Here is a 24,314-nt window from a genome sequence, read left to right as displayed (position 1 = left end):
GACAAAACGCCTCAGAGGCCGACCACGCCGCGCGACGCCGTGACCTTGGGTCCCGTTCCGTCCAGGGTGTCGATGTCGCAGTCGATGAAGCGCCAGTTGTCGGCGTTGGCGATGGTCCCCGCCTCGCGCACGTCCCAACGCAGCCGCTCGAAGGTGAAGTCGCGCAGGGGCGCTTCCTCATAGGCGGCGGCCTCGAAGCCGATCTTGCCGCCCACCGCCCTGATGTCCGACAGGCGCACGTCGCGGATGCGGGGCACGCCCTGCTCGCGCGGGACCGGCGTCGCCAGCGCCCGCCAATAGTCCGGAACATCCGTCATGCCCGCGGGGATCTGGGCGTAGGAGTAGTTCGGATACCAGTTGAGATTCACCCGGAACAGGGTCGCCACGTCCTGCAAGTGGATGTCCCGCAGGGCGATGTTGTTGATGACCCCGCCGCGCGTGTGGCCCGACTTGAAGAAGATTCCCAGCGGCACGGGGTATTCGATCCGCAGGCCCGACACCTCGATGTCCTGGAACCCGCCCGAGGTCTCGCTGCCGAAGGTCATGCCGGCCAGGGCGTCGCGCACGATGCAGTCGCGCACCTTCACCTCGCGGCACGGCCGGGCGACCCTCAGGCCGTCCCAGTCGCGCCCCGCCTTGATGCAGATGGCGTCGTCGTTGACCGACAGGTCGCAGCGCTCGACCAGCACCCGCTCCGAGGAATCGATGTCGATCCCGTCGGTCGAGGGGCCCCGGCCGCCCAGGTTGTTGCGGATGATCAGGTCCGACACCTTCACGTCGCGCGAATAGCAGACGTGCACGGTCCAGAAGCCCGAACGCGCCAGGTTCAGGCCCGACACCTCGACCTGGTCCGCATCATAGACATGGATCAGGCGCGGGCGGCGACAGTCGTAGTCCGCCGCCCAGCGCAGGTCGCGCGGGTCATAATCGCGCCGCATCGCCCAATAGGCGTCCCAGAAGACCTTGCCGTCGCCGTCGACCAGCCCTTCGCCGGTGATGCGGGCGTTCCGCTCCCGATAGACGTTCAGCAGGCCCGCGGGCCACTCCATCTCGATCCCGGCGACGCGCGTGCGCACCATGGGATAGGCGGCGATGTCGCGCAGCCCCTTCAGCGTCGCGCCGCGCCCGATCAGCAGGGTGACGTTCGACTTCACGAACAGGGAGCCGGACAGATAGACGCCGGGCTTCAGCACCACCGTGCCGCCGCCCGCCCCCGCCGCCGCGTCGATGGCGGCCTGGATCGGACGGGTGTTGATGGTCTCGCCGTCCCCGACCGCGCCGAAGTCGGCGGCGTCGAAGGTCCGGCCGGTTCCCTGCGCCCAGGCGGGCGCGGCCGCCACGCCGGTCGCCAGGGTGCCGGTAATCCCGAGTTGCAACAAAGAGCGGCGATGCATAGGCGTTCCTCACATGGTCGCGCCGCAGGATGGACGGCGTCTTGTCGCGGTTTACCGGTGTCATTCCGGCTTGCGCTGGTTGAAGACCATTTTATGGTACGCATCAGCAAATAGTGAAACCCCAAACGCCACGGGGTCCGTACCGGAGAGAACGCCTGTGACGCTACGCCGCGCCGCCCCGACGATCGCATTCCTGCTCGCCAGCACCGTCTTGACCGCACCTGCGCTCGCCCAATCGGCCGCAGGCGAGCCCTGGGCGCCGCAGTCCAACCCCGGCGTCGAGGCCGAATGGCTGACCGCGCGCCCGCGCCCCAACCTGGATTTCCGCGCGGACGCCCGCCCTTCGCGCGAACAGACCCTGGCGGCGGTCGAATACGTCGCCTCCTCCCAGATCACCGACATGGCCTCGCGTCCCCTGGCCCTGTCGACCGGCAGCAATCTGACGCAGATGTCGTCCAACTGGGTGGCCGCGACCTTCTACATCGGCGCGGCGCGGCTGGCGCGCGTCTCGGACGACCCCGAGACGCTGCGCTTCCTGACGGCCGTGGCCGAGCACTACAACTACAGCCTGCGCGGCGCGCGCTCGGGTCCGACCATGCTGAACGCCGACGACCAGACCATCGGCGACCTGTATCTGGAGCTCTATTCGCGCCGGGGTCAGGACGGAGTGCTGATGCCGCTGCGCCAGCGGCTGGACTATATGATCCCGCACCTGAACCGCGCGACCGAGACTGACGCCCTGATCTGGTGGTGGGCCGACGCCCTCTACATGGCGCCGCCGGTTCTGGCGCGCATGTCGGCGGTGACCGGCGACCCGAAGTACGTCCGCGCCATGGACAAGGAGTTCCGGCGCACCATCGACCGCCTGTGGGTCCCCGAGCAGCGCCTCTTCCTGCGCGACCAGCGCTTCGAGGGCCGCACCGAGGCCAATGGCCAGCCCGTCTACTGGAGCCGCGCCAACGGCTGGGTCATGGGCGGCCTGGCCCGCACCCTGGAGGCCATGCCCGCCGATTTCGAGGGCCGTCAGGACTACGTCGACATCTTCCAGGCCATGGCCGGACGCATCCGCGAACTGCAGCAGGACGACGGCCTGTGGCGCGCCAGCCTGCTGGCCCCCGAACTCTATCCGCAGGCCGAGACCTCGGGTTCAGTCTTCTACGTCTACGCCCTGGCCTGGGGGATCAACCACGGCCTGCTGGACCGCGCGACCTATGAGCCCGCCGTGCTCAAGGGCTGGGCCGCGCTCAACCGCCACGTCCTGCCCAGCGGCCTGATCGGCGCCACGCAGAAGACCGGCGACATGCCCGTCCCGACCGATCCGAACGAGGTCGGCCTCTACACCACCGGGACCTACATCCTGGCGGGGCTGGAGGTCGCCGACCTGAACGGCCCGCAAAAGAGCCTCCCCCTGGCCGAGCCTGCGCGCGATGCGCCCGAGGTGATCGCCGCCACCACGCCCGCGCCGCCCGCGCCGGTCACCGTCGTCGGCGAGGCCGAGATCAAGCGTCGCGCCGAGGAGATGCAGGCGACCCGCGCCCTGGCCTATGATCCGTCCTCGCTGAGCCGCCCCGCCGAGGTCGAACGCCTGACCCCGCCGCCCGCCGACCAGCAGCAGCCTCGCGCCGTCGTCCGCTTCGCGCCCGACCGCCTCGACGATCTTCTGTGGGAGAACGACCGCGTCGCGCACCGCATCTACGGTCCCGCCCTGGAGGCGCGAGAAGCGCCCTCCGGCTCGGGCGTCGACGTCTGGGTCAAGCGCGTTCGCTATCCCTACATGGACCGCCAGCTGCGCTTCCCCAATTACCACGTCGATCGCGGCGAGGGGCTTGACTACTACGACGTCGGTCGTGGTCGCGGCGCGGGCGGCCTGGGCGTCTGGTACGACAACAAGCTGTGGACCAGCCGCAACTTCTCGACCTATCGCATCGAGGCGACCGGCGGCGACGAGGCCCGCTTCAGCGTCGACTATCGCCCCTGGCCCGTCGATGTGGCCCGCAAGGTCTGGGAGACGCGCGAGTTCAGCCTGCCGCTGGGCTCCAGCTTCACCCGCATGACCTCGACCCTGAACTCGGACACGAGCGAGCCCCTGATCGTCGGCGTCGGCATATCCAAGCGCCGCAACGCGGCGGGCGCCGGCTTCGTTACCCGCGACGCCGCCAACGGCCGCCTGATGTTCTGGGAGCCGGCCAATCCCGAGCACGGCTCTATCGGCATCGCCATCGCCGTCGACCCGGCCCAGGTCGAAGGCTTCGCCGAGGACGCCGACAACTATCTGATCCTGGTCCGCGTCACGCCGGGCCGGCCCTTCACCTACTACATGGGCTCCGCCTGGGACGGCGGCCTGGACTTCAAGACCCGCGAAGCCTGGGAAGCGCACGTGGCCTCCACGGCCCTGGCTTTCTGACGGCATGGGATCATCCGGGGCCTTGTCCGAACAGCCGTCGTCGGGCAATCCAGCCCTGCAACAAGGATGATCCCCATGACCGAGACGCTTGAGCTATCGCACTGGATCGGCGGCGAGAAGATCGCCGGGTCGCGGCCGGGCGAGAGCCTGAACCCGTCCGATACGCGTCAGGTCGTGGCGCGCACGCCCAAGGGCGGGGCGGCCGAGGTGGATCAGGCGGTCCAGGCGGCGCGCGCCGCCTTCGGCCCCTGGGCCGACGCCGCGCCCGAGGTCCGCTCGGACATCCTGGACCGGGCCGGGACCCTGCTGATGGAGCGGCGCGAGGCGGTCGGCCGCCTGCTGTCGCGCGAAGAGGGCAAGACCCTGGCCGAGGGCATAGGCGAGACCGCCCGCGCCGCCCGCATCCTCAAGTTCTTCGCCGGCGAAGCCCTGCGCCTGCACGGCCAGAACCTGGCCTCGACCCGGCCGGGCGTCGAGATCCAGACCTATCGCCAGCCGGTCGGGGTGTTCGGCCTGATCACCCCGTGGAACTTCCCCATCGCCATTCCGGCCTGGAAGATCGCCCCGGCCATCGCCTTCGGCAACACCGTGGTCATCAAGCCCGCCGGTCCGACCCCGGCCACGGCCGAGGCCCTGATCGCCATCCTGCATGAGGCGGGCCTGCCCGGCGGCGTGGTCAACATGGTCATCGGCGACGGCGACGTCGGCCGCGCCATCGTCGCCCATCCGGACGTGGACGGAATCAGCTTCACCGGCTCGCAGAAGGTCGGCGCCGGCGTGGCCGAGGGGGCGATGAAACGCCAGGCCCGCGTGCAGCTGGAGATGGGCGGCAAGAACCCGCTGATCGTTCTGGACGACGCCGATCTGGAGCGCGCCGTGGCCATCGCCCTGGACGGCAGCTTCTTCGCCACCGGCCAGCGCTGCACCGCCTCCAGCCGCCTGATCGTGCAGGACGGAATCCACGACCGCTTCGTCGCCGCCCTGGCCGAGAAGGTGAAGGCTTTGCGCGTCGGCGACGCCCTCGACCCTGCGACCCAGATGGGCCCCGCCGTGACCGAGGCCCAGCGCCAGACCGCCTATGACTACATCGACATCGCCCGCGACGGCGGGGGCCGCGTGCTGGCGGGCGGCGAACGTCTCAGCCTCGACAAGCCGGGCTGGTACGTCCAGCCGACCCTGATCGTCGACACCCAGGCCGACGCCCGCATCAACACCGAGGAAGTGTTCGGCCCCGTCGCCTCGACCATCCGCGTCGCCTCCTATGAAGAGGCCCTGGCGGTCGCCAACGGGGTGGAGTTCGGCCTGTCGGCGGGCATCGTCACCCAGTCGTTGAAACACGCGCGCGACTTCCAGCGCCGCGCCAAGGCGGGCATGACCATGGTCAACCTGGCCACGGCGGGCGTCGACTACCACGTCCCCTTCGGCGGCACGAAGAAGTCCAGCTACGGCCCCCGCGAACAGGGCTTCGCCGCCGCAGACTTCTACACCCAGACCAAAACCAGCTACTCCGCCGGGTGAGACGGGCGACGCGCTAGGGCTCCAGCTCGATGTCCCAGTAGAGGTAGTCGAGCCAGCTCTGGTGCAGGAAGTGGGGCGGAAAGCGCCGCCCCGCCTGCTGAAGCTGCCAGGCGCTGGGCTGGTGGGCGGTGCGGCGCAGGGGCATGTGCGCCTGACCGGGCGTGCGGCCGCCCTTGCGCAGGTTGCAGGGACCGCAGGCGGCGACGATGTTCTGCCACGTCGTGCGTCCGCCGCGCGAGCGCGGGATGACGTGGTCGAAGGTCAGATCCTGGGACGTGCCCGGCTCGCCGCAATACTGGCAGGCGAAACCGTCGCGCAGGAAGACGTTGAAGCGGGTGAAGGCCGGCTTGCGGCCCTGATCCACATAGGACTTCAGGCAGACCACGCTGGGCAGCTGCATCTCCAGCGAAGGACTGCGGACGACCTTGTCATAGGTGGCGACCACGTCGACGCGGTCCTGCCACACGGCCTTGACCACCTCTTCCCAGGGCCAGAGCGACAGGGGGAAGTAGGACAAGGGCCTGAAATCGGCGTTCAGCACCAGGGCTGGAAAGCCGGACGGCGGGCGGGTCAGGACCTGCATCAGGCCCTCCCGCTCATACGGGGGGTTATCGACGCGACAGGACTGAAGACACGTCTCCTTCCTTGGTCTGCTGACGAAAATCCTACGCCTGATTCCCGCGCATCGCCATGACCGGCGTGAGGAGTTTTCGTGACGGCGCGATCAGAAGACCTCGACCAGTTCAAAGCGTTCGCAGACCACCTTCATGCCCGGCGCCCAGGTGCCTTCGCGGCGGTAATAGGCCTCGTGCGCGTCGCGCCACCACGCATAGGTCAGGTCGCCTTCCCCCTCGGCGCGGGCGACGTCCTCGCTGACCTGCTCGAAAGGCATGACCTCGACTTCGGTCGTGCGGATCGCGCAGCGAGGGACTCCGGCGCCGTCCAGAATGACGCTGACCTCGCCCACGGTCGGCATGATGTCGGCCTCGCATGACGCCAGCGACGAACAGGTGGCGCGTTTGCCGCCGGCCAGCACCAGGGCCAGCAGTTCGTCCGCCAGTTCGGGGCTGTCGCCGAAAGCCCAGCGCGGCGCGGCGGCATAGGCGGCGGGAATCTCGCTCATGGACAGCCTCAATAGCGCGACGCGGCGGTCGGGAAGGCGGGCAGGCTCCAGCCCCACTTCAGGGCGCCTGCGCGCACGCCGAACCCGGCCACGACGGCCACCGCCACGGCGGGCCATGTCGGCAGACTCAGGGCCTTCAGCCCGACGAACAGGGCCGCCGACACCAGAGCCGCGGTGATGTTCAGTTCGCGCCGCAGCAGGATGGAGGGCTGGTGCGCCAGCACGTCGCGCACGATGCCGCCGAAACAGGCCGTCAGCACGCCCATGACGATGCAGATTAGAGGCGTCACGCCATAGGTCGCCGCCTTGGCCGCGCCCATGACGCCATAGGCCGCCAACCCCACCGCATCCAGCCACAGCAGGGCGCGGAAACGCCACGACCGCGAACCCAGCATCCAGAAGCCGACCGCCGCCACCATGCAGACGGCGACATAGCGCCAGTCCTGCACCCAGAAGACGGGCGCCCCGATCAGCAGATCGCGCAGGGTGCCGCCGCCCATGCCGGTGACGGCGGCGAAGAAGGCGAAGGTCAGGACGTCATGCTTCTCGCGCGCGGCGGCCAGGGCGCCGGTGGCGGCGAACACGGCCACGCCCGCGAAATCCAGCAGCGGCAGCACCGCAGCCGGACGAACCAGGTCTGCGCCCGCGATCGGCTCCAACATCGTCATCATCCCCAGGGCGCCGCACGGCGCCGTCTTCGGGGTCGCCCCCAGCCTTCATGAATCCCGAGGGCTAGACGCCCTCGTCCAGCGCGATCTCGCCGCGCCGAACGCCACCATACCACCCCCAGAGCAAATGCGCCGCCACTCCGCGATGCGGCCGCCAGATCTCGGCGCGGGCATAGGCCTGTTTCTCGTTCGGACGGGCCTCGGCGCGGTCGGCCCAGCGCATCGCCTCTTGGAGGGCTACATCCCCGCCGGGAAAGACGTCGATCCGCCCCTCGCAGAACATCAGGAAGGTCTCGGCCGTCCATTTGCCCACCCCCTTGATGGCGACCAGGGCGGCGATGGCCTCCACGTCGTCCAACCGCTCCAGATGGTCGAAGTCGATGTGACCCTCGGTCTGGGCGCGGGCGATCTCATGGCCGTACTTCGCCTTCTGTCCCGACAGGCCGAAGGTGCGCAGCGTCTCGACGTCGCGCGCCAGCACGGCCTCAGGCGTCACCTGCCCGTCCAGCCCGTCGACCACCCGTTTCCAGATCGAGGCCGCCGCCGCCACCGACACCTGCTGCTCGACGATCATGCGGAACAAGCCCTCATAGCCGCCCGGCCGCAACCGCCATTCGAACACGGGCGTCGAGGCGTGCGCCTTGGCCAGCGCCGGATCGGCGGCGGCCAGAGCCTCGCGAGAGGCGGCGACGGAGGCGGGAGAAGGAGCAAGAGCCATGAGGTTGTATCGACAGGAAAACAGCGCGGCCTTAGCATTGCGCCAATGCGCACCTTGGACGATCTTCTTCACCCGATCACCCCAGAACGTTTTTTCGCCGAGTTCCACGGCCGAAAACCGCTGCATATCCCCGCCGTCGAAGGGGCGCCGAAGCGATCCATTCTGGACTGGGCGACCTTCAACGATCTGCTGAACCAGCCTTCGATCTGGACCGCACAGACCTTGAAGCTGGTGCGCAACACCGACCCCGTGGCGCCCGAACTCTATTGCCGTTCCGTCCAGACCCAGTCGGGCTCGTCCTTCCGCCCCGACCCGGCCAAGGTGGCGCTTTTCATAGCAGAAGGTGCCAGCCTGATCGCCGGCGACGTGCAGGACCTGACCGCGCCGCTCGCCGCTCTGTCGTCGGTGCTGGGCCACGCCTTCGCCGCCAGCGTGGGAGCGAACATCTACTGCTCCTTCAAGGGCGTCCAGGCTTTCGGCGCCCACTTCGATCTCAGCGACGTGCTGGCGGTTCAGGTCGAGGGCGAGAAGACATGGCGGCTGTATGAAAATCGCGCCGACTCTCCGGTCGAAATGCCCGCAGACGTCGGCGATGTCCGACGCTGGTTCGAACAGACGCGCGGTCGCCTCCAGGCCGAGATCACCATGCGGCCGGGCGACGTCCTCTACCTGCCGCGTGGTTGGTACCATGACGCCCTGGCCCAGGACGGCGCTTCCTTGCACGTCACCTTCGCGCTGGCCTCGCTTCACGGCCGGATAATCTTCGACCTGCTGGAGCAGGCGGCCATGCAGGACCCCGCCTTCCGCGCCTATCTGCCGCCGGCGGCGAAGGATGGCGGCCGAGCCTTGCAACAGCACCTGACCCAACTCGGCCAACGTTTGGCGCAACTGGCGGCCTCCCCAGCCTTCCGCGACGAAGTCGCCATGACGCAGGAACGGCTGACGCCGCGCATGCATCGCTTCGCCCTGCCCCAACAAACCTCACTGACGCGCTACAAGCCTGGCGTCGCCCGCGCCCCGGCCTATGTCGGCCCGGTCGCCCACGCCATGCATTGGGCCCTGTCCCAGCACGTCTTCGTACTGGAAAACCTCATCGCCCAGTTCGATTTCGTGGCCGAAGCCGATATCCGCGCCGCTGTCGAACAGGCGGAAGCCTTGGGCGCCGTCCAGCGTCTCTGATCCCTCCTCGTCGCGCCATGTTCGCCACCCGCTTCGCCCCTTCGCCGACCGGACGCCTGCACAAGGGGCACGCCTTTTCGGCCCTGACGGCCTGGCGCGCAGCGAATAATGTCGGCGGGCGCTTCGTGCTTCGGATCGAGAACATCGACCCGACGCGCTGCCGACCGGAATTCGAGGCGGGCATCTATGAAGACCTGACCTGGCTGGGGCTGGACTGGGAGACGCCGGTGCGGCGCCAGTCCGATCATCTGGCCGACTACGCCGCCGTGGTCGAGGCGCTGAACCGGCGCCGCCTGCTCTATCGCTGCTTCCGCACCCGCAAGGAGATATTGGACGCCATCGGCGACGCGCCCCACGGCCCGGCCGAAGCCGCCCGCCCCGGCCCGCATCCTGCCGAGGAAGAGGCGCGCCTGCTGTCCGAAGAACGCCCTTTCGCCTGGCGACTGTCGCTGGATCGGGCGAAGGAGGCGCTGGGCGGCGCGGCCTGGGACGCACTCAGCTTCATCGAGGAAGGCTCAGGCCCCGATGGCGAGACCGGCATGGTCAAGGCGCGCCCCGAGACGGCGGGGGACGTGGTGCTGGCGCGCAAGGACGCCGGGACCGCCTATCATCTGGCCGTGACGCACGATGACGCCCTGCAGGGGATCAGCCATGTCATCCGGGGCCAGGATCTGTTCGAGGCGACGCATATCCAGCGGCTGATCCAGGCGCTGATGGACTGGCCCGCGCCCGTCTATCGCCACCACCGCCTGCTGGCCGGGCCGGACGGCCGCCGCTACGCCAAGCGCGACCGCTCGGTCACTCTGGCTGAACTGAGAGCGGGCGGGTTGACGGCTGAGACGCTGAGGGCGGAACTGGGGTTACGATAACGCGAGAGGGTTTGCAGTTGGCGGCCATCCTTATGGCATGTCACGCTGCAGTTGTTCGCCTCCATGAAAGCCAAGACATGCTCACGCTGTTCGCTCTGATGATGCTGACGCCCGCTCAAGATCGGTTCCAGCCGGAGGTTGAACAGGCGATCATGGCCGTGGATCTGGATGGTTTCAGCACAGGTCAGTGCTGGGCCTTTCTTTCGGAAGAAACGCAAGGCGCCGTATCAGTCGGTCACGAGAACTTCGAAGCTCGGCCGCCCCGTCCTCGTCCCGTACTGGATCAAGTCTTTTACGGCGCCTTGGACCGAGGCAAGGCAAGCGCGCTGCGAGAAGCGCCCGATCAGGAGCTTTGCGACATCCTGCGTCAGGAAGCAGCGGACGACATGGCAAGACAGGCAGACGCGCTCCGAGCGTTCGAGGAGTCGCTCCACCCCAGCCTGCGGCGTACGCCCTCCCCATAAAGCTCCATCCGACCGGACTTCTGTCAGATCGGCATCCGCATGATTTCCTGATAGGCCGAAATCACCTGATCGCGGACGGCCATGACCGTCTCCAGCGAGGCTTCGGCCGAGGAGATGGCCGTGACGACATCGATCAGATTGCCCTGCCCCTGAACCGACTGCGCCATCTGGGTTTCGGCCGTGCGGGTCGCCTGCGTCGTCTGGGTCATGACGTTCTGCAGCAGGTCCGCAAAGCCTCCCGCTGCATTAGGTCCCGTCGAGGCGGCCGCATTGGCCGAGGTGGCGACATTGACGCCGCCCCCGCCCTGAACGGCGGCGTAGGCGCGGGCGGCCATGATGGGGTTCATGCCCTAGACCCTCTTATTTCTTGATGATGTCGAGGGTGCGGGACTCCATGTTCCGCGCCGTCTCGATGACGTTCAGATTGGCCTCATAGGCGCGCTGCGCCTCGCGCATGTCCATGGCCTCGACCAGGGTGTCGACGTTGGGCCGCTGGACATAGCCTTCCGCATTGGCCGCCGGGTGCGAAGGGTCGTAATCCATGCGGAAGTCGCTCTGGTCCGGCCGCACCTCGGCCAGGACCACGCCGGTCGCGCCGTCGACGTTGCGGGCTTGGAACACCGGGGTCTGGCGGCGATAAGGCTGGCCGCCCGCGACGTTGGCGGTGGATTCCGCGTTGGCGATGTTCTCGGCGATGATGCGCATCCGCGACTGCTGCGCCTTCAGCGCGGTCGAGGCGACGGCCATGGCGGTGTTGCGCGGAGTGACGGGGCGACCATTGATCGGATCAGGCATGGTTCAGTCCTCCTCAGGCCGCGGGCTTCTTGGCCGCCAGGCGGATCATCTGCATCGACTTCTGGTAGAAGCCGATGGCGGCGTCATAGGCCATGCGGCTCTCGGCCATCTTGAGCATCTGCTCCTCGACCACGACCGAATTGCCGTCCAGCGTGGTCTCGGAATCCGGCGCGTTGCTTGCTTCAAACCGCGCGGCCTGGCCGGGCGGCGAGATGTGACGGGCGTTGGTGGCCGTCATGCGAAGGCCGCCGCCCGTCCGCATCGCCTCGGCGAAATCGGTCGGCGTCTTCAGGTCGCGAGCGACATAGCCGGGGGTATCCGAGTTGGCGACGTTCTGGGCGATCACCCGCTGGCGGTCGTCCAGCCAGCCCAGGCGGCCCTTGATCTGATTCAGCAGCGGCAGGTCGGTGACGGACACGCGAATCCCTCGGACGAACGGATCGGCAGAATTTGCCGCCTGCATGGTTAATATCCCGTATCCCTAAACGCGCCGTTAACCACGTCCGTTGAAACATGCGGGCGAAGCGTCGCGGCGGTCCGCGTCGTCTCCGTCGCGTCTGGGGCCTGCGAACGCATGAACTTCCTCGATCTGTTCCGGGCGATCTTCGGCCTGGCCATCACCCTGGGCATCATCGGCCTGGCCGCCTGGGCGGCGCGCCGCTATGCGCCCGAAATCCTGGCCCGCTTCCAGGGACCGCAGGGCCAGGTGCGGCGGATGAAGGTGGTCGAGACCCTGGTGCTGGACCCCTCGCGCCGCCTGGTGCTGATCCGTGTCGACGACGAAGAGCGGCTGATCCTGCTGGGCGAAGGCCGCGAACTGATCGAGCCGCGCCAGCCGGGAGGCGTGAAATGATCGGCCGCCGCAACGCCTCTCCCTCCCCTTCATGGGGAGGGTGGCTGAGCCCGACAGGGCGAGGCCGGGTGGGGGCGACCTCAAAGGCGAGCGCCGCGCGTTGCATAAAGCCCTCCCCACCCGGTCGCTGCGCGACCACCCTCCCCATGAAGGGGAGGGAGAAACAGAGACTGTTCGGCGCGCCGACCCGCGCAGAACTGAAACGCGCGGCCCTGCTGTCGCTGATCACGACCGCCCTGTGCCTGATCTGGCCGCTGGGCGCGCTGGCGCAGGAAGCGGCGCAGACCGGCTCGGCCATCAATATCGACCTGGGGACCGGCGCGGGCCTGACGCAGCGCGTGGTGCAACTGGTCGGGCTGATGACGGTCCTGTCGCTGGCGCCGTCCATCGTCATCATGACCACCAGTTTCGTGCGAGATCGTCGTGGTGCTGTCCCTGCTGCGCACGGCGCTGGGGATGCAGCAGTCGCCGCCGAACGCCGTCCTGGTGTCCCTGGCCCTGTTTCTGAGCGCCATCGTCATGGCTCCGACCTGGCAGGACGCCTATGATTCGGGGGTCCGCCCCCTGATGGATCAGCAGATGGAGCTGCCTCAGGCCTTCGATGCGGCGTCTGAACCGGTAAAAACCTTCATGCTGGCCCAGGTGAAGCCGGACGACCTGGCGTTGTTCACTCGCCTGTCGCGTGTGGAGCCCCCTGCGGACGTGCAGGACCTGCCCCTGCGCGTGGTCACGCCGGCCTTCATGATCAGCGAGTTGAAGACCGCCTTCACGATCGGATTTCTTCTTTTTGTTCCGTTCCTTGTAATCGATCTGGTGGTCGCCAGCGTGCTCATGTCCATGGGTATGATGATGCTGCCGCCGGTGGTCGTCAGCCTGCCCTTCAAGCTGATCTTCTTCGTGCTGGTGGACGGGTGGAGACTGGTCGCCGGAAGCCTTGTCGAGAGCTTCCAGAGAGCCTCTGGAGCGGGATAAATCCCCAGCCTGCAAGGCCTTCGCGCCGATGCGGGCTTGCCAAGCCTGCAAAAACCGTCGTTGATCCCCCGGTCCTCGCTCGGCGCTTCTTTCCGGGCGACCACCATTGGGAAACGACCCTCATGACCACTCAAGCTGAACTGATCGCCGCCGTCGCCAAGGACGCGGGCGTTTCGCAAGCTGACGCCGGCAAGGTGCTGACCGCCATTGTCGAGAACATCCACAAGTCCCTGAAGTCGGGCGGCGACGTCCGCATCTCGAACCTGGGCGTGTTCGACACGGCTGAGCGCGCCGAGCGCGAAGGCCGCAACCCGGCCACGGGCGCGACGATCAAGATCCCGGCCTCGAAGGCCGTGCGCTTCCGCGTGTCGAAGCCGCTGAAGGACGCCGTCAACGGCTAAGCCTTTCAGGCGCGTTCGATCCTCCTCGCGGGGATAGACGCAAAAGACCCCTCTCCCGCCGGGAGAGGGGTTTTTTTATTGGCCCGCGCCGGTCCTGGCCCGGAACTCGGCCTTGGTCTGGGCGATCCAGCCGGCGTAGGCGTCGGCTCCGGCGCTGAGGGCGGCGAAGTCCTGCGGGCGGCCCGAACCGTCGGCCCCGTCCAGCCCCGCCAGAGCCACCCGGATCGCGCCGGGCGAGCGCGCCCCTTCGGCGAAACGGGCGTAGTTCTTCGACAGGCGGCTCAGGGCGCCGGCGTCCTGCGCCAGGGAATAGCCCGCGCCCGCACGAGATCAGGCGTGTCTCCTCGACCTCGCTGAGCGGCACGGCCGTCTCCTTCCAGCGATCGCCGAGGCGCTGTTCGTAGAGGGCGGCGGCGGCGCCCCACTGCTGCTGCTTCCACAGGATGTCGGCGCGCACGTCGCGCGCGGCGGGCGAGGCGTCCTTGCCCAACACTTCCAGCGCGTGGTCGTAGCGTCCCAGCTCCATCAGGGCGCGAGCCTCCAGCGCGCGGCGCTCCAGGTTCATCGCCGTGGGCAGCAGGGTCGTGCGCGACGACCACAGGGCCTTCAGCGCCTCTTCCGGCTGGCGGTTCATCAGATAGACGGCGGCCAGATTGGTCGACACCTGCGCCTTGGCCACCCCGTCCAGCCGGTTCTCGGCCTGGTATTTGAGCAGCTCCGCCGCCTGATCCAGCAGGTCGACGTCGATCAGGCGCCGCGCCAGCCGCCGCACCATCTCGTCGCCGTCGGCGCCGACGGGCGTCAGTTCGCGGAAGTCGAAGAACAGGGCCAGCGCCTGCACCGGCTGCAACCCGTCGGCCGCGCCTTCGAGGAACAGGGCGCGGAAGGCGTTGTCGAGATCGGCCTGAAGCCGATCCCCGCCCGGCAGGGTGACGATCTTCGGCCCCGCCGTCTTCAGCGTGGTCAGCGCCTCGCGATAGCGGCCCTGCGACAGATAGAGTTCGCCCAGGGTGCGGATCACCGCCAGTTCGGTCGCGTCGCCGCGCCAGCGCCATTTCAGCGCCTCCAGCTGGGCGGCGGCCGCGTCGGCCTTCAGCGTCCCCTTGGCCATCTCCAGCTTGATGACGCCCAGCCGCGCGGGCGTGGCGACGCCGTCCAGCGGGGCGCGCGCCACGGCCTTGTAGATCGCCAGAGCGCGGTCGGGGTTCTGATCCAGTTCGAACAGCCGGGCCTGCACCAGGCGGGCGGTCAGCTGGTCGGGCGCCGAGACGTTCGGCTGGCTGAAGACATAGGCCAGAAGTTCGCGCGCGGCGTCGGCGTCGCCGGTCTCGACCGCCGCCATGGCGTGGGCGGCGCCGAAGCGGGCGCGCCATTCGGGGGCGAAGCCGTCGACCACGCCTGCGCCGGCCGCGAACAGCCGACGGGCGTTGGCCCAGTCGCCCTGCTGTGCGGCGATATAGCCCTGCCAGACCTTGGTCGAAGGATCGCCCGCCAGGGCGCCGGACGAGAAGTCGGCCTCGGCCTCGGCGAAACGGCCGATGGAGGCGCGGGCGGCGCCGCGCAGGCCGCGCACCTCGGCTACGCCCTGCATGGCGGGCGTCTGCTTGATCAGGGCGTTCAGCACCCCGACCGCCTCGAACCCCAGACCGTGCCCGACCAGGAAGCGGGCGTAGGCCAGCCGCGCCTCGATGGGCGCGCGCGGATCTTCGACGGCGCGGCCGCTCTCGCGTTCGGCGGCGTCCTGAAGGGCGCGGTGGCGGGCGGTGAAGCCGCCGTCGCCCGCATCGGCGGACCAGTCGGCCAGGATCAGGGCCGGGCGCGACGCGGCGCGCGGCGCGTCGGCGCCTTCGACCGCCGTCTCCAATCCGGCCGTGGGCGAAGACAGGGTCAGGCCGCGCGGGCGCGTGACGGTCACCAGGTCGCCGTCGGCCGTGACGCTCAGATCGTCGGTCGGCGTCTCGATCGCCAGGCCGTGGGCGGTGGGCAGGAAGCCCGCGTCCACCGTGCGGCGTGCGGTCTTCAGTCCCTTGCCGGGGGCCAGGGCGGTGACGGCGGCGAAGCGGTCGCCGATCATCGGGTCGGTCAGCCAGACGGTGCGGGTCGCCCCCGCCATGCGCGCGGTCAGCGACGCCTTGACCGCGTCGTCACGCTCGATGTCCACGCCGCTGGGCGCGGGCGCGGTTCCGCCGATGGTCACGACCCAAGCCGCCCCCTCGGCGCGGGCGGCCACGGCCTGGCCCGGCTCGACCGGAATGCGCACGGCGGTGAAGTCGGGCCCGGCGGCCCAGCGGGCGCCGTTCAGCCCCTCGCCCTTCATCTCCATGCGTGCGGCGTGGTCGAAGACGGCCCAGACCGCCTCGCCGCGCCGGAAGACGGCGGCGCCGACCGGCCCGTTCCAGGCGAAACGCATCACCGTCTGCTGGCCCTTGACCTCGGCCGCCACCGGCACCGCCCCGCCGATCGGCACGGGCGAGGGTCGCGAACCGTCGGCGCGCGCGCCCGGCGCATAGAGGTTCAGCCAGACGGCGCCGTCGGCGGTCCCGCTGGTCGCGCCCGCCCCCTCGGCCAGGGTCAGGACCAGTTCGGTCGCCCCCTGGGCGGCGCGGGTCTCGATCTTCTCCAGCCCCTTGGGCGGATCGACGCGCAGGCGGCTGACGTCGGGGGCGGCGGTCGTGCCGATGCGGACCACGACGGTGCGGCCGTCCTGGCGCACCCGCGCGCGCGATCCCACGACCCCGGCGAACTCGATCTTGGTGAAGCCCGCATTGGCGCCGATGCGGATCTCGACCGGCGCGCCCGCCTGGGCCAGAGACGGCGTCGAGGCCAGGGGCGCGAAAACGACCACGCCCGCCGCGGCGGCCGCCACGGTCGTCTGCAGAACGCGCTTCTTGGCGGGGGCCCCGGACATATCGCGCGCATGCTCGCGCGAAGGGCTTTAATCGCGGTTAACGGGGCCTAACTCGCCCGACCTACGGAGCCTATCCGCGCGGATAGGACAAAACACCCGCTTGCTTCCCCAGGGCGAACGGCCGACATCATGGACATCGTTCTTCTAGGAACCGTTTCGTGTCCGATCCCGCCTATCCTCCGATCAGCCCGCTGAAGACCGGCCTTCGCGCCCGCTGCCCGCGCTGTGGCGAGGGCCCTGTCTTCAAGGGTTACCTGAGCCTGCGTGAATCCTGCCCTGAATGCGGGCTGGACTACAGCTTCGCCGATCCGGCCGACGGCCCGGCCTTCTTCGTCATGTGCGCGGTCGGCGTCGTCGGCATGATCGCCTTCATGATCTTCGAGTTCAGCCTGCATCCGCCGGTCTGGGTCCACTTCCTTGTGACCTTCCCGATCCTGGCGGCCATGTGCCTGTGGGTGCTGCGGCCCTTCAAGGGCTGGATGGTGTCCGAGCAGTATTTCCACAAGGCCGAGGAAGCCACCTTCGTCAGCGTCGGCAAGCACGGCGAAGGCTATGGCTGGCGCGGCCAGGCCGAGCGCGCCGCCAAGGCCGCCGCCCGCGACAAGGACTGAGCGGCGGCCTCTTTCTAGGCAGTCGGATCAGTCGGCCCGGAAGACCTGTCCGCCCTTCATCACGAAGCGCACGCGCTCCAGTTCGGTGACGTCCGTCAGCGGATCGCCGCTGACCGCAACCAGGTCGGCCGGCATCCCCGGCGCCAGGCGCCCGGCTTCGTTCTGGATGCGCAGGTGCTCGGCGGCGCCGACAGTGGCCGCCTGGATCGCCTCAAGCGGCGTCAGTCCTGCGCGGACCAGCAGGGCGAACTCCTGAGCGTTGTCGCCGTGTGCCGAGACGCCGGTGTCGGTGCCGAACGCGATCCTGACCCCGCCGCGATGGGCGCGCGCGGCCATGTCCAGCATCTTGGGTCCGGCTTCCAGCGCCTTGGCCGTCTGGGCCGGAGTGAAGAAGTTGTCGGGGCTGGATGCGATGCGCGCGACGAAATCCCCCGCCATCAGCGTCGGCACCAGCCAGGCGTTATGCTGCTTGAACAGCTGAATGGAGGCATCGTCCAGATAGGTGCCGTGTTCGATGGAGTCGCCGCCCGCCTTCAGGAAGGCGTTGATGCCGTCGACGCCGTGAGCGTGCGCCGTGACCTGGCGGCCCATGCGGTGGGCCACCTCGACGATCGACGCCAGCTCATCCTCCGTGAACTGCTGCGCCAGTCCGGCCGCCGTGTTGGACAGCACGCCGCCGGTAGCGGTGATCTTGATGATGTCGGCGCCGGAGCGGACCTGCATGCGTACGGCGCGGCGGCAGTCTTCCGGTCCCGAGCAGATGCTCTCGGGCGACAGGAGGTGCAGAATATCGTCCCGATAGCCGTTGACGTCGCCATGCCCGCCATGAACGGACACGGCCGAGCCGGACGCGATGATGCGGGGGCCCGGCACGTCGCCGAGCCGAATGGCGTCGCGCAAGGCGAAGATGGCTTCGTTGCTGGCGCCCAGATCGGCCACGGTGGTGAAGCCCGCGTTCAGGGTGCGGCGGGCATAGCGGGCGCCGACCATGGCCTGGGTCGCGTCGGACTGCGTCACCCCGTCCAGGCGGGACGTCGGGCTGGATTCGCCCGTCAGATGGACATGGCTGTCGATCAGGCCGGGCAGGACGAAGGCCGAGCGCAGATCGACGACGTCCCCTTCGCCGACGAAGCCGTCGCGGATCTCGACGACTTGGTTCCCTCTGATCACGAGAGTTTTATCACGCAGGACCCGACCGCTGGCCGGATCGGCCAAAAGCCGCCCCACTTGAACGAACTTCGTCGGCTGTTCAGCGGAAACCGACGCAGGCGCCGGGGTTTGGCGCGCTTCGGCGCCGGTCGCGGCCAGAACGGCCGCGGTCACAATCAGGGCAAGCTTTTTCATTCATCCCTCCCGTTACTGAGGCGCGCAACATAACCGTTCCAATCTTCCCGCCAAGGCCAAGGTTGCTTTGCAAGGACGGTTCATGAAACAAGCCGATACAGTTGTTTAACCGTGCGAGGGGCGTCGCATGCGGCTTTCCAGACGTGGCTTGATTCTGGGCGGATCGGCCCTGTTGGCGGGGTGCTCCTCCGCCGCTTCCACCTCCAGCCTTCAGCTCGCCGGGGCCGTGGCTCCAAACCTTCCCACCCTGCCGGATCGCGCAGCGCCGGCGGCTGTCCAGATCGCGGACGTCGGGACGACGATCGATCCCCACGGCGTCGTCCGCAAGGATCTGATCGAACGCGCGCGCGCCGCCATGGACGTGCACGGCCACAAGATTTCGAAGCGCGACCGGATGTATCTGGTCGATTTCCAGAAATTCTCGGGCGAGGACCGGCTCTACGAAGTCGATCTGGAAGGCGGCTGGGTCACGGCCTACCGCACCAGCCACGGGCGCGGCTCGGACCCGGCGCATTCAGGCTATGCGCAGCAGTTCTCCAACCGCCCGGACAGCCATATGTCCTCCATCGGCGCCTACGCCACGGCGGGCGCCAGCTGGGGCAGCCAGCAGGGGCCGAACGTCCTGCTGGACGGGCTGGAGTATTCCAACAACCTGGCGCGCGAACGGGCCATCATCATCCACGGCGCCGACTACGCCGACCCGGCCTTCCTGGCGCGTCAGGGCAAGCTGGGCCGCTCCTACGGCTGCTTCTCCGTGTCCCACGCCGATCTGATCCCCCTGCGCGAACGCATGGGCGAAGGCCGGCTGTTGTTCGCCATGACCTAAGGCACGGCGGAGCCGCTTAGCGCGGCTCCAGCGCCCGCCAGCCGATGTCGGTGCGGTGGAAACCGCCCGGCCAGTCGATCTTGGCGATGGCCTCATAGGCGCGCTCGCGCGCCTGGGCCACGTCGTCGCCATAGGCGCAGACGTTCAGCACCCGACCGCCCGCCGCCGCCAGGGCGCCGTCGTCGCGCAGCTTGGTCCCCGCATGGAAGACCTGGACGTGCGGGCCGAAGTCCTGATCCGCGCCGCGAATGACCGAGCCTTCCAGCGGACTGTCGGGATAGCCCTTGGCCGCCAGCACCACGCAGATCACCACGCCCGGCTTGAACGCCGGGGCCGGCGCCTGGGTCAGGTCGCCGCGCGCGCAGGCCAGCAGCAGCGGCACGACGTCGCCGTCCAGCCGCATCATCAGCACCTGGCATTCCGGGTCGCCGAAGCGGGCGTTGAACTCGACCACCTTGGGGCCTTCGGCCGTCGCCATCAGGCCGACATAGAGGACGCCGCGATAGGGGGCGCCTTCCTCGGCCATCTTCTGGATGGTCGGGACGACGACGCGGTCGTTGGCCGCCTGGGTGAAGTCGGCCGTGAAGACAGGCGCGGGCGAATAGGCGCCCATGCCGCCGGTGTTGGGACCCAGATCGCCATCGAAGGCGCGCTTGTGGTCCTGGGCGCCGCCGAACAGCACGGCCCGCGTCCCGTCCGACAGGGCGAAGAGGGAGCCTTCCTCCCCGTCCATGAATTCCTCGATCACCACGCGCGATCCGGCCGCGCCGAACCGACCGCCCAGCATCCGCTCGATCTCGGCCTCGGCGTCGGCGCGATCGGGGCTGATGGCCACGCCCTTGCCCGCCGCCAGGCCGTCGGCCTTGATGACATAGGGGGCCGAATACTGGTCCAGCGCCGCCTTGGCCGAGGGGACGTCCTCATAGACGCCATAGCCCGCGGTCGGAATGCCGTGTCGTTGCAGGAAGGCCTTGGAGAAGGCCTTGGAGGTTTCCAGTTGCGCCGCCGCCTGGGTCGGGCCGAAGCAGGGGATGCCCGCCGCCTGCAGCTGGTCGGCCAGCCCCTCGGCCAGGGCCGATTCCGGACCGACGACGACTAAGTCCGCCTTCATCTCGCGCGCCAGGGCCGCCAGGCCGTCGGCGTCGGTCGCCTTCAGGTCGGGCCGCATCTCGCCCAGCCTGGCCATGCCCGGATTACCAGGCGCGACGACGAGCCGCTCCACCAGCGGCGACTGGGCGATCTTCCAGGCCAGGGCGTGTTCGCGCCCTCCCGATCCGACGAGCAGAATGTTCATGGGGGCGGAATGGCCGCGCGCGCCGTCCCGGTCAAGCGCCGGAAACGGTCAGCGGACGCAGGATCATGGAAATCAGGGCATCCAGGCGGGCATGGCCTTCAACTGCTCCAGCGTCATGGTCGACACCAGGTCGTAGTCGTCGCCTTCCTTTCGAGGCGTCAGACCATCCAGCGGAATGCGCACCCAACGCGGCCCGCCCTCGCCGGCCGGCTCGATGATCAGGCCCGTGACCGCGCCCGATGCGTCCAGGTCGACCCGCTGGACATCGCCCAGATCGACGCCGGCCGACGTGATGAGATCAGCCTCCTCCAGTTGCGCGACGGTCAGGCCCAGGGCCATGGCCCCAGCCGGTGCGGCCGCAGGCGTGGTCGCCGTTTTCGGCGCCGAAGCGGCGTCGGGCGAGGCCTCGGGCGTCCTGTCCGGCCTGGACGGCGCCTGTGAACAGGCGGCCAGCAAGGCGGCGGTCGAGGCGGCGGCGAGCAAAATCCTCATCATCAAACCCTCCTGTCTCTAGATCACGGCCGACACCACATAGACGCCGACACCGGCCAGAAGAATCAGCCCCAGAACCAGCCACGGGCTGAGCGCCGGATTGTGACTGCGCCGCGCCAGATCGCGCTCGCGCGCGTGATCGGGCGGTACGTCGTCGGCCATGGCCTCCTCCGAGGGCGGGTCTGGGGACTGCACCATGTTTCGCGAACGCGCGCGGGGACGCGCCCGTTCCGCCACGCTTGTCGCGGCGCCCCGGCGGATCGGCGGACGTCTTTGCGGGGGCGTCGGCTGCGGCTAGGGTGCGCGCCATGACCTCCGACGACGACTACGCCTTCGAGGGCGCGGCCCCGCAGCCCGCGCGCGACAACAATCCGCCGCTGTCGATCTCGGAGCTGAGCTTCGCGCTGAAGCGCACGCTGGAGGAACGCTTCGGCCATGTGCGGCTGCGCGGCGAAATCTCCAAGGTGAACCGCCACGCCTCGGGCCACGTCTATCTGACGCTGAAGGACGACAAGTCGGCCATCGACGGCGTGATCTGGAAGGGCGTGGTGCGCGGCCTGGGCGTCCAGCCCGAGACGGGGTTGGAGGTCATCGTCACCGGCAAGATCACCTCCTATCCGGCGCGCTCCTCCTATCAGATCGTGATCGAGAGCATGGAGGCGGCGGGCGCGGGCGCCCTGCTGGCCCAGCTGGAGCGGTTGAAGGTCCGCTTGCGCGACGAGGGCCTGTTCGACCCGGCGAAGAAGCAAGTTCTGCCGACCTTCCCTGCGACCATCGGCGTCATCACCAGCCCGACCGGCGCCGTCATCCGCGACATCCTGCACCGGATCGCCGAACGCTGGCCCTGCCGCGTCATCGTCTGGCCGGTGGTGGTTCAAGGCGACGCCGCCTGCGGCCAGGTGTCGAACGCCATCCGCGGCTTCGACCGGATGACGCCCCACGGGTCGATCCCCCGCCCCGACCTGCTGATCGTCGCGCGCGGCGGCGGCTCGGTCGAGGATTTGTGGTGCTTCAACGACGAAGGGCTGGCGCGCACGGTGGCGGCCGCCCGCATCCCCATCATCTCGGCCGTGGGGCACGAGACCGACACCACCCTGATCGACTTCGTCTCCGACCGCCGTGCGCCGACTCCGACCGGCGCGGCCGAAATCGCCACCCCGGTGCTGGCCGACCTGCGCTGGGCGCTCAGCGATCTGGAAGGCCGCCTGTCGCGCGCCGGGGCGCGGATGCTTGAGGATCGCCGCACTCGTCTGCGCGCCGCCGCGCGCGGACTCCCCGCCCGGCCCGAAGACCTGCTGGCCCTGCCGCAGCAACGCCTCGACCACGCCGCCAGCCGCCTGGGCTCAGGGCTTCACCGCAACGTCGCCGTGCATGAACGTCAGCTGGCGGCCGTCGCCGGGCGACTGTCCAGGGGACTGCTGGACCGCGCCATCGAGCGACGCGGCGACCGGTTGGCCGCCTATGCCGACCGCTTCGGCCCGGCGATGAAGCGGCGTCTGGACCGCGACGAAACCCGGCTGGCCGCCCTGTCGCGGGCGCTGTCGACGCTGGACCCCAAGCGGCCCAAGCCCGGCTTCGCCCGTATCGAGGACGCCGAGGGCGCCATGATCGCCTCGGCCGCCGCCCTGTCGCCGGGGCAGACGGTGCGGATCGTCTTCGGCGACGGCGCCAAGGGCGCGACCATCGACGGCGAGGGGGCGGCGCCGCGTCCTGTCCCTGCGCCCAAGCCCGCCCCGCGCCCGAAGGCCGCGCCGGCGGGTCAGGGCGACCTGTTCTAACCCCCTGAAAACTCCGCTCATCCCGGCGGACGCCGGGACCCAGTGTTTTGGCTTCAACCTCAGCGCTTAGAAACTAGGCGTCGGTCTTCAGAGAATCGAGCGCGTCGCTCTTACTGGATCCCGGCGTCCGCCGGGATGAGCGGGCTTAGAGGGGCGGAGCCCTAACGGCCGGCCGTCTCGCTCAACACCGCATTCACCGCGTCGATGTCCAGCGCCTCGACCGTGACCGCCCTGCCGTCGATCATCGAAGTCGTCGTCTGCGCCTTCAGCAGAGAGTTGAGGATGGCCTCCTCCGTGGCCTCGGCGACCGCGACGAACAGCGGCGACATCCGATCGTTGGGCCAGTCCGCGACCATCGCCTGCCCCACCCGGCGCTCAGGCGTGCGCCGCACGCCCTCCGCCGTCGAAAACGCGATCGCATAGTCTCCCGACCCGTTCGAGAACGCCGCCCCCGTCCGCGCCAGACCGGCGAAGGCGCGGTTCGCCAGTCGCTCCAGATTGCGGTCCGACAGCGGCGCATCGGTCGCGACCACGATCATGATGGAGCCGTCGGCGCGCTCATTCTCCACCTCTTCGCGCAGGTAGTAGCGGCCCAGCCGCACCCCGACCGGCGCTCCATCGATGCTCAATGCGCCGCCGAAGTTCGACTGGACCAATACCCCGACGGTGAAGCCGCCCAGACTGTCGGGCAGCTTGCGCGAACTGGTGCCGATCCCGCCCTTGAACCCGAAGGCGATAGTGCCCGTCCCGGCGCCGACCGCGCCCTGCTCCACCGGCCCCGACGCCGCCGTCTCGATGGCCCGCACCACGTCGGCGGCGGTGACGACGCGGGCGCGGATGTCGTTCAGCCCGCCGTCGTTGGTCTCGCCCACCACGGCGTTGACCGAACGGATGTCCTCATGCCCTGGCTGCTTCAGCGTCCAGTCCAGAACGCCGTCGATGCCCCGCGCCACCGACAGGGTGTTGGTCAGGACGATGGGCGTCTCGATTTCGCCCAGTTCCCTGATCTGAGTCGCGCCCGCCAGCTTGCCGAAGCCGTTGGCCACCGACAGCCCGGCCGGAACCTTGTCGCGGAACAGATCGCCGCCGTGCGGCACGATGGCGGTGACGCCGGTGCGGATATTGTCGCCCCAGCGCAGCGTCACCTGCCCCACCTTCACCCCGGCCACGTCGGTGATGGCGTTCAGCGGCCCCGGCGACAGGACGCCCGGCGCCCGGCCCAGTTCGCGGATGGTCGGGCGCTGGCCTTGCGTCTCCTGAGCGACCGCGCCGGGCGCGGCGGCCAGAACGGCGGCGAAGACGCCGGCGGCGAGGATGTCGGCGGGCGATCGAGACATGAAACATCCGAACTTATGAACGAGAAGCGGTCAGATGACGGCGATTCGCCTCTCGTCCCGCACAGGCTTCACGCTATGATGGCCTCATGAGCACGCAATCCTCTCCCCAGGACCCAGGCCAGGCGGCGGGTCAGACCGCCAGCCTGCACTACGGCGACGGCGAATTCGCCGTCCTGTCGGCCGGCGCCTTCGTGCGCTGCGCCGTCAGCGGCGCCGCCATTCCCCTGACGGCCCTGCGCTATTGGTCGGTGGAGCGGCAGGAGGCCTACGCCGGGCCGGGCGAGTATCTGGCGGCCGCCGGGCGCTGAGCCCATCCTCGTGTCGCGCCGGACGGCCTCCGGCGTTCCTGTTTTCCGGTGTCCTGAG

At 69.2% G+C, this 24,314-nt stretch carries 25 protein-coding genes and 1 pseudogene; 12 read left to right on the top strand and 14 right to left on the bottom strand.

Annotated elements, in window-relative coordinates; all coding sequences use genetic code 11:
- Positions 1-11: 11 nt before the first annotated feature.
- Positions 12-1,394 (bottom strand): glycoside hydrolase family 28 protein, encoded by a 1,383-nt coding sequence (locus tag AC52GN_RS02495; protein WP_496528061.1) that lies wholly within the window; start codon positions 1,392-1,394, stop codon positions 12-14.
- 157 nt (positions 1,395-1,551) lie between these two features.
- On the opposite strand from AC52GN_RS02495, the gene AC52GN_RS02490 reads away from it, so the two are divergent.
- Both AC52GN_RS02490 and AC52GN_RS02485 read left to right on the top strand, forming a co-directional pair.
- A complete protein-coding gene (locus AC52GN_RS02490; RefSeq protein WP_496528060.1) occupies positions 1,552-3,798 on the top strand; it encodes a glycoside hydrolase family 88 protein in 2,247 nt (748 codons plus the stop codon).
- A 75-nt stretch (positions 3,799-3,873) separates the two neighbouring features.
- Positions 3,874-5,316, top strand: a complete 1,443-nt coding sequence (locus AC52GN_RS02485; protein WP_496528059.1) for an aldehyde dehydrogenase family protein — start codon at positions 3,874-3,876, stop codon at positions 5,314-5,316.
- Positions 5,317-5,329: 13 nt separating this feature from the next.
- On the opposite strand, the gene AC52GN_RS02480 is transcribed toward AC52GN_RS02485, so the two are convergent.
- The 4 genes from AC52GN_RS02480 to AC52GN_RS02465 all read right to left on the bottom strand — a co-directional run bounded on the left by AC52GN_RS02480 (position 5,330) and on the right by AC52GN_RS02465 (position 7,825).
- The gene (locus AC52GN_RS02480; protein ID WP_496528839.1) at positions 5,330-5,902 is read right to left on the bottom strand and encodes an HNH endonuclease; all 573 of its coding nucleotides are present in this window, start codon (positions 5,900-5,902) and stop codon (positions 5,330-5,332) included.
- Positions 5,903-6,040: 138 nt separating this feature from the next.
- Entirely contained in the window at positions 6,041-6,439 is a 399-nt protein-coding gene (locus tag AC52GN_RS02475; protein WP_496528058.1) for an ASCH domain-containing protein, read from the bottom strand.
- 8 nt (positions 6,440-6,447) lie between these two features.
- The gene (locus tag AC52GN_RS02470) at positions 6,448-7,110 is read right to left on the bottom strand and encodes a trimeric intracellular cation channel family protein (RefSeq protein ID WP_346484714.1); all 663 of its coding nucleotides are present in this window, start codon (positions 7,108-7,110) and stop codon (positions 6,448-6,450) included.
- Positions 7,111-7,171: 61 nt separating this feature from the next.
- Positions 7,172-7,825 (bottom strand): DNA-3-methyladenine glycosylase family protein, encoded by a 654-nt coding sequence (locus AC52GN_RS02465; protein ID WP_496528057.1) that lies wholly within the window; start codon positions 7,823-7,825, stop codon positions 7,172-7,174.
- A gap of 54 nt (positions 7,826-7,879) precedes the next feature.
- Here AC52GN_RS02465 and AC52GN_RS02460 point away from each other — a divergent pair, with 54 nt between their 5' ends.
- The 3 genes from AC52GN_RS02460 (at position 7,880) to AC52GN_RS02450 (ending at position 10,337) form a co-directional block, all read left to right on the top strand.
- Positions 7,880-9,004 (top strand): JmjC domain-containing protein, encoded by a 1,125-nt coding sequence (locus tag AC52GN_RS02460; protein ID WP_496528056.1) that lies wholly within the window; start codon positions 7,880-7,882, stop codon positions 9,002-9,004.
- Positions 9,005-9,021: 17 nt separating this feature from the next.
- Entirely contained in the window at positions 9,022-9,873 is an 852-nt protein-coding gene (gluQRS, locus tag AC52GN_RS02455; RefSeq protein ID WP_496528055.1) for a tRNA glutamyl-Q(34) synthetase GluQRS, read from the top strand.
- 77 nt (positions 9,874-9,950) lie between these two features.
- Positions 9,951-10,337: a hypothetical protein gene (locus tag AC52GN_RS02450; protein WP_496528054.1), complete on the top strand. Its 387-nt coding sequence runs from the start codon at positions 9,951-9,953 to the stop codon at positions 10,335-10,337.
- A 23-nt stretch (positions 10,338-10,360) separates the two neighbouring features.
- Here AC52GN_RS02450 and fliE read toward each other — a convergent pair whose 3' ends face one another.
- The 3 genes from fliE to flgB are packed head-to-tail and all read right to left on the bottom strand — an operon-like array spanning position 10,361 to position 11,550.
- Positions 10,361-10,684 (bottom strand): flagellar hook-basal body complex protein FliE, encoded by a 324-nt coding sequence (gene fliE / locus AC52GN_RS02445; protein ID WP_343828618.1) that lies wholly within the window; start codon positions 10,682-10,684, stop codon positions 10,361-10,363.
- A 13-nt stretch (positions 10,685-10,697) separates the two neighbouring features.
- Positions 10,698-11,132, bottom strand: coding sequence for a flagellar basal body rod protein FlgC (gene flgC, locus AC52GN_RS02440; protein ID WP_312219791.1), 435 nt, complete (start codon positions 11,130-11,132; stop codon positions 10,698-10,700).
- A gap of 13 nt (positions 11,133-11,145) precedes the next feature.
- On the bottom strand, positions 11,146-11,550 hold the full coding sequence (gene flgB / locus AC52GN_RS02435) for a flagellar basal body rod protein FlgB (RefSeq protein ID WP_496528053.1): 405 nt from the start codon (positions 11,548-11,550) through the stop codon (positions 11,146-11,148).
- A 156-nt stretch (positions 11,551-11,706) separates the two neighbouring features.
- On the opposite strand from flgB, the gene AC52GN_RS02430 reads away from it, so the two are divergent.
- The 3 genes and pseudogenes from AC52GN_RS02430 (at position 11,707) to AC52GN_RS02420 (ending at position 13,358) form a co-directional block, all read left to right on the top strand.
- Complete coding sequence (locus tag AC52GN_RS02430; RefSeq protein WP_046652103.1) at positions 11,707-11,985, top strand: FliO/MopB family protein; 279 nt, start codon at positions 11,707-11,709, stop codon at positions 11,983-11,985.
- 146 nt (positions 11,986-12,131) lie between these two features.
- Positions 12,132-12,957, top strand: a pseudogene (gene fliP, locus AC52GN_RS02425) (flagellar type III secretion system pore protein FliP).
- Positions 12,958-13,079: 122 nt separating this feature from the next.
- On the top strand, positions 13,080-13,358 hold the full coding sequence (locus AC52GN_RS02420) for an HU family DNA-binding protein (protein WP_003165927.1): 279 nt from the start codon (positions 13,080-13,082) through the stop codon (positions 13,356-13,358).
- On the opposite strand, the gene AC52GN_RS02415 is transcribed toward AC52GN_RS02420, so the two are convergent.
- Complete coding sequence (locus AC52GN_RS02415; RefSeq protein ID WP_496528052.1) at positions 13,348-16,266, bottom strand: tetratricopeptide repeat protein; 2,919 nt, start codon at positions 16,264-16,266, stop codon at positions 13,348-13,350. The two genes, AC52GN_RS02420 and AC52GN_RS02415, sit on opposite strands and share 11 nt — an antisense overlap.
- Positions 16,267-16,424: 158 nt before the next feature.
- On the opposite strand from AC52GN_RS02415, the gene AC52GN_RS02410 reads away from it, so the two are divergent.
- Positions 16,425-16,877: a DUF983 domain-containing protein gene (locus AC52GN_RS02410; protein WP_312220387.1), complete on the top strand. Its 453-nt coding sequence runs from the start codon at positions 16,425-16,427 to the stop codon at positions 16,875-16,877.
- Between the two features lie 27 nt (positions 16,878-16,904).
- Here the strand turns inward: AC52GN_RS02410 and AC52GN_RS02405 are convergent, their stop codons facing one another.
- Complete coding sequence (locus tag AC52GN_RS02405; protein ID WP_312220385.1) at positions 16,905-18,221, bottom strand: metal-dependent hydrolase family protein; 1,317 nt, start codon at positions 18,219-18,221, stop codon at positions 16,905-16,907.
- A 127-nt stretch (positions 18,222-18,348) separates the two neighbouring features.
- On the opposite strand from AC52GN_RS02405, the gene AC52GN_RS02400 reads away from it, so the two are divergent.
- Positions 18,349-19,047, top strand: coding sequence for a murein L,D-transpeptidase catalytic domain-containing protein (locus tag AC52GN_RS02400; protein ID WP_346484727.1), 699 nt, complete (start codon positions 18,349-18,351; stop codon positions 19,045-19,047).
- Between the two features lie 16 nt (positions 19,048-19,063).
- Here AC52GN_RS02400 and purD read toward each other — a convergent pair whose 3' ends face one another.
- The 3 genes from purD to AC52GN_RS02385 all read right to left on the bottom strand — a co-directional run bounded on the left by purD (position 19,064) and on the right by AC52GN_RS02385 (position 20,995).
- Complete coding sequence (gene purD, locus AC52GN_RS02395; protein WP_496528051.1) at positions 19,064-20,341, bottom strand: phosphoribosylamine--glycine ligase; 1,278 nt, start codon at positions 20,339-20,341, stop codon at positions 19,064-19,066.
- A 72-nt stretch (positions 20,342-20,413) separates the two neighbouring features.
- Positions 20,414-20,836, bottom strand: coding sequence for a PRC-barrel domain-containing protein (locus AC52GN_RS02390; protein ID WP_291779822.1), 423 nt, complete (start codon positions 20,834-20,836; stop codon positions 20,414-20,416).
- A 15-nt stretch (positions 20,837-20,851) separates the two neighbouring features.
- On the bottom strand, positions 20,852-20,995 hold the full coding sequence (locus AC52GN_RS02385) for a hypothetical protein (RefSeq protein WP_496528050.1): 144 nt from the start codon (positions 20,993-20,995) through the stop codon (positions 20,852-20,854).
- Between the two features lie 146 nt (positions 20,996-21,141).
- Here AC52GN_RS02385 and xseA point away from each other — a divergent pair, with 146 nt between their 5' ends.
- Positions 21,142-22,611, top strand: coding sequence for an exodeoxyribonuclease VII large subunit (xseA, locus tag AC52GN_RS02380; RefSeq protein WP_496528049.1), 1,470 nt, complete (start codon positions 21,142-21,144; stop codon positions 22,609-22,611).
- A 161-nt stretch (positions 22,612-22,772) separates the two neighbouring features.
- Here the strand turns inward: xseA and AC52GN_RS02375 are convergent, their stop codons facing one another.
- Positions 22,773-23,948, bottom strand: coding sequence for a DmpA family aminopeptidase (locus AC52GN_RS02375; protein ID WP_496528048.1), 1,176 nt, complete (start codon positions 23,946-23,948; stop codon positions 22,773-22,775).
- An 86-nt stretch (positions 23,949-24,034) separates the two neighbouring features.
- Here AC52GN_RS02375 and AC52GN_RS02370 point away from each other — a divergent pair, with 86 nt between their 5' ends.
- A complete protein-coding gene (locus AC52GN_RS02370; protein WP_123154994.1) occupies positions 24,035-24,256 on the top strand; it encodes a DUF2093 domain-containing protein in 222 nt (73 codons plus the stop codon).
- The last annotated feature ends 58 nt before the right edge of the window (positions 24,257-24,314 follow it).

It is taken from the genome of Brevundimonas sp. SS2672, from assembly GCF_059579685.1.
This window is presented reverse-complemented; position numbering and strand designations above follow the sequence as displayed.

Bases quoted from the DNA above. Each gene is read 5' to 3' on its own strand.
- AC52GN_RS02495 (WP_496528061.1), bottom strand. From the start codon at position 1,394: ATGCATCGCCGCTCTTTGTTGCAACTCGGGATTACCGGCACCCTGGCG.
- AC52GN_RS02485 (WP_496528059.1), top strand. From the start codon at position 3,874: ATGACCGAGACGCTTGAGCTATCGCACTGGATCGGCGGCGAGAAGATC.
- AC52GN_RS02475 (WP_496528058.1), bottom strand. From the start codon at position 6,439: ATGAGCGAGATTCCCGCCGCCTATGCCGCCGCGCCGCGCTGGGCTTTC.
- AC52GN_RS02470 (WP_346484714.1), bottom strand. From the start codon at position 7,110: ATGATGACGATGTTGGAGCCGATCGCGGGCGCAGACCTGGTTCGTCCG.
- AC52GN_RS02465 (WP_496528057.1), bottom strand. From the start codon at position 7,825: ATGGCTCTTGCTCCTTCTCCCGCCTCCGTCGCCGCCTCTCGCGAGGCT.
- gluQRS (WP_496528055.1), top strand. From the start codon at position 9,022: ATGTTCGCCACCCGCTTCGCCCCTTCGCCGACCGGACGCCTGCACAAG.
- AC52GN_RS02450 (WP_496528054.1), top strand. From the start codon at position 9,951: ATGCTCACGCTGTTCGCTCTGATGATGCTGACGCCCGCTCAAGATCGG.
- fliE (WP_343828618.1), bottom strand. From the start codon at position 10,684: ATGAACCCCATCATGGCCGCCCGCGCCTACGCCGCCGTTCAGGGCGGG.
- flgC (WP_312219791.1), bottom strand. From the start codon at position 11,132: ATGCCTGATCCGATCAATGGTCGCCCCGTCACTCCGCGCAACACCGCC.
- AC52GN_RS02430 (WP_046652103.1), top strand. From the start codon at position 11,707: ATGAACTTCCTCGATCTGTTCCGGGCGATCTTCGGCCTGGCCATCACC.
- AC52GN_RS02420 (WP_003165927.1), top strand. From the start codon at position 13,080: ATGACCACTCAAGCTGAACTGATCGCCGCCGTCGCCAAGGACGCGGGC.
- AC52GN_RS02415 (WP_496528052.1), bottom strand. From the start codon at position 16,266: ATGTCCGGGGCCCCCGCCAAGAAGCGCGTTCTGCAGACGACCGTGGCG.
- AC52GN_RS02405 (WP_312220385.1), bottom strand. From the start codon at position 18,221: ATGAAAAAGCTTGCCCTGATTGTGACCGCGGCCGTTCTGGCCGCGACC.
- AC52GN_RS02400 (WP_346484727.1), top strand. From the start codon at position 18,349: ATGCGGCTTTCCAGACGTGGCTTGATTCTGGGCGGATCGGCCCTGTTG.
- purD (WP_496528051.1), bottom strand. From the start codon at position 20,341: ATGAACATTCTGCTCGTCGGATCGGGAGGGCGCGAACACGCCCTGGCC.
- AC52GN_RS02390 (WP_291779822.1), bottom strand. From the start codon at position 20,836: ATGATGAGGATTTTGCTCGCCGCCGCCTCGACCGCCGCCTTGCTGGCC.
- AC52GN_RS02385 (WP_496528050.1), bottom strand. From the start codon at position 20,995: ATGGCCGACGACGTACCGCCCGATCACGCGCGCGAGCGCGATCTGGCG.
- xseA (WP_496528049.1), top strand. From the start codon at position 21,142: ATGACCTCCGACGACGACTACGCCTTCGAGGGCGCGGCCCCGCAGCCC.
- AC52GN_RS02375 (WP_496528048.1), bottom strand. From the start codon at position 23,948: ATGTCTCGATCGCCCGCCGACATCCTCGCCGCCGGCGTCTTCGCCGCC.
- AC52GN_RS02370 (WP_123154994.1), top strand. From the start codon at position 24,035: ATGAGCACGCAATCCTCTCCCCAGGACCCAGGCCAGGCGGCGGGTCAG.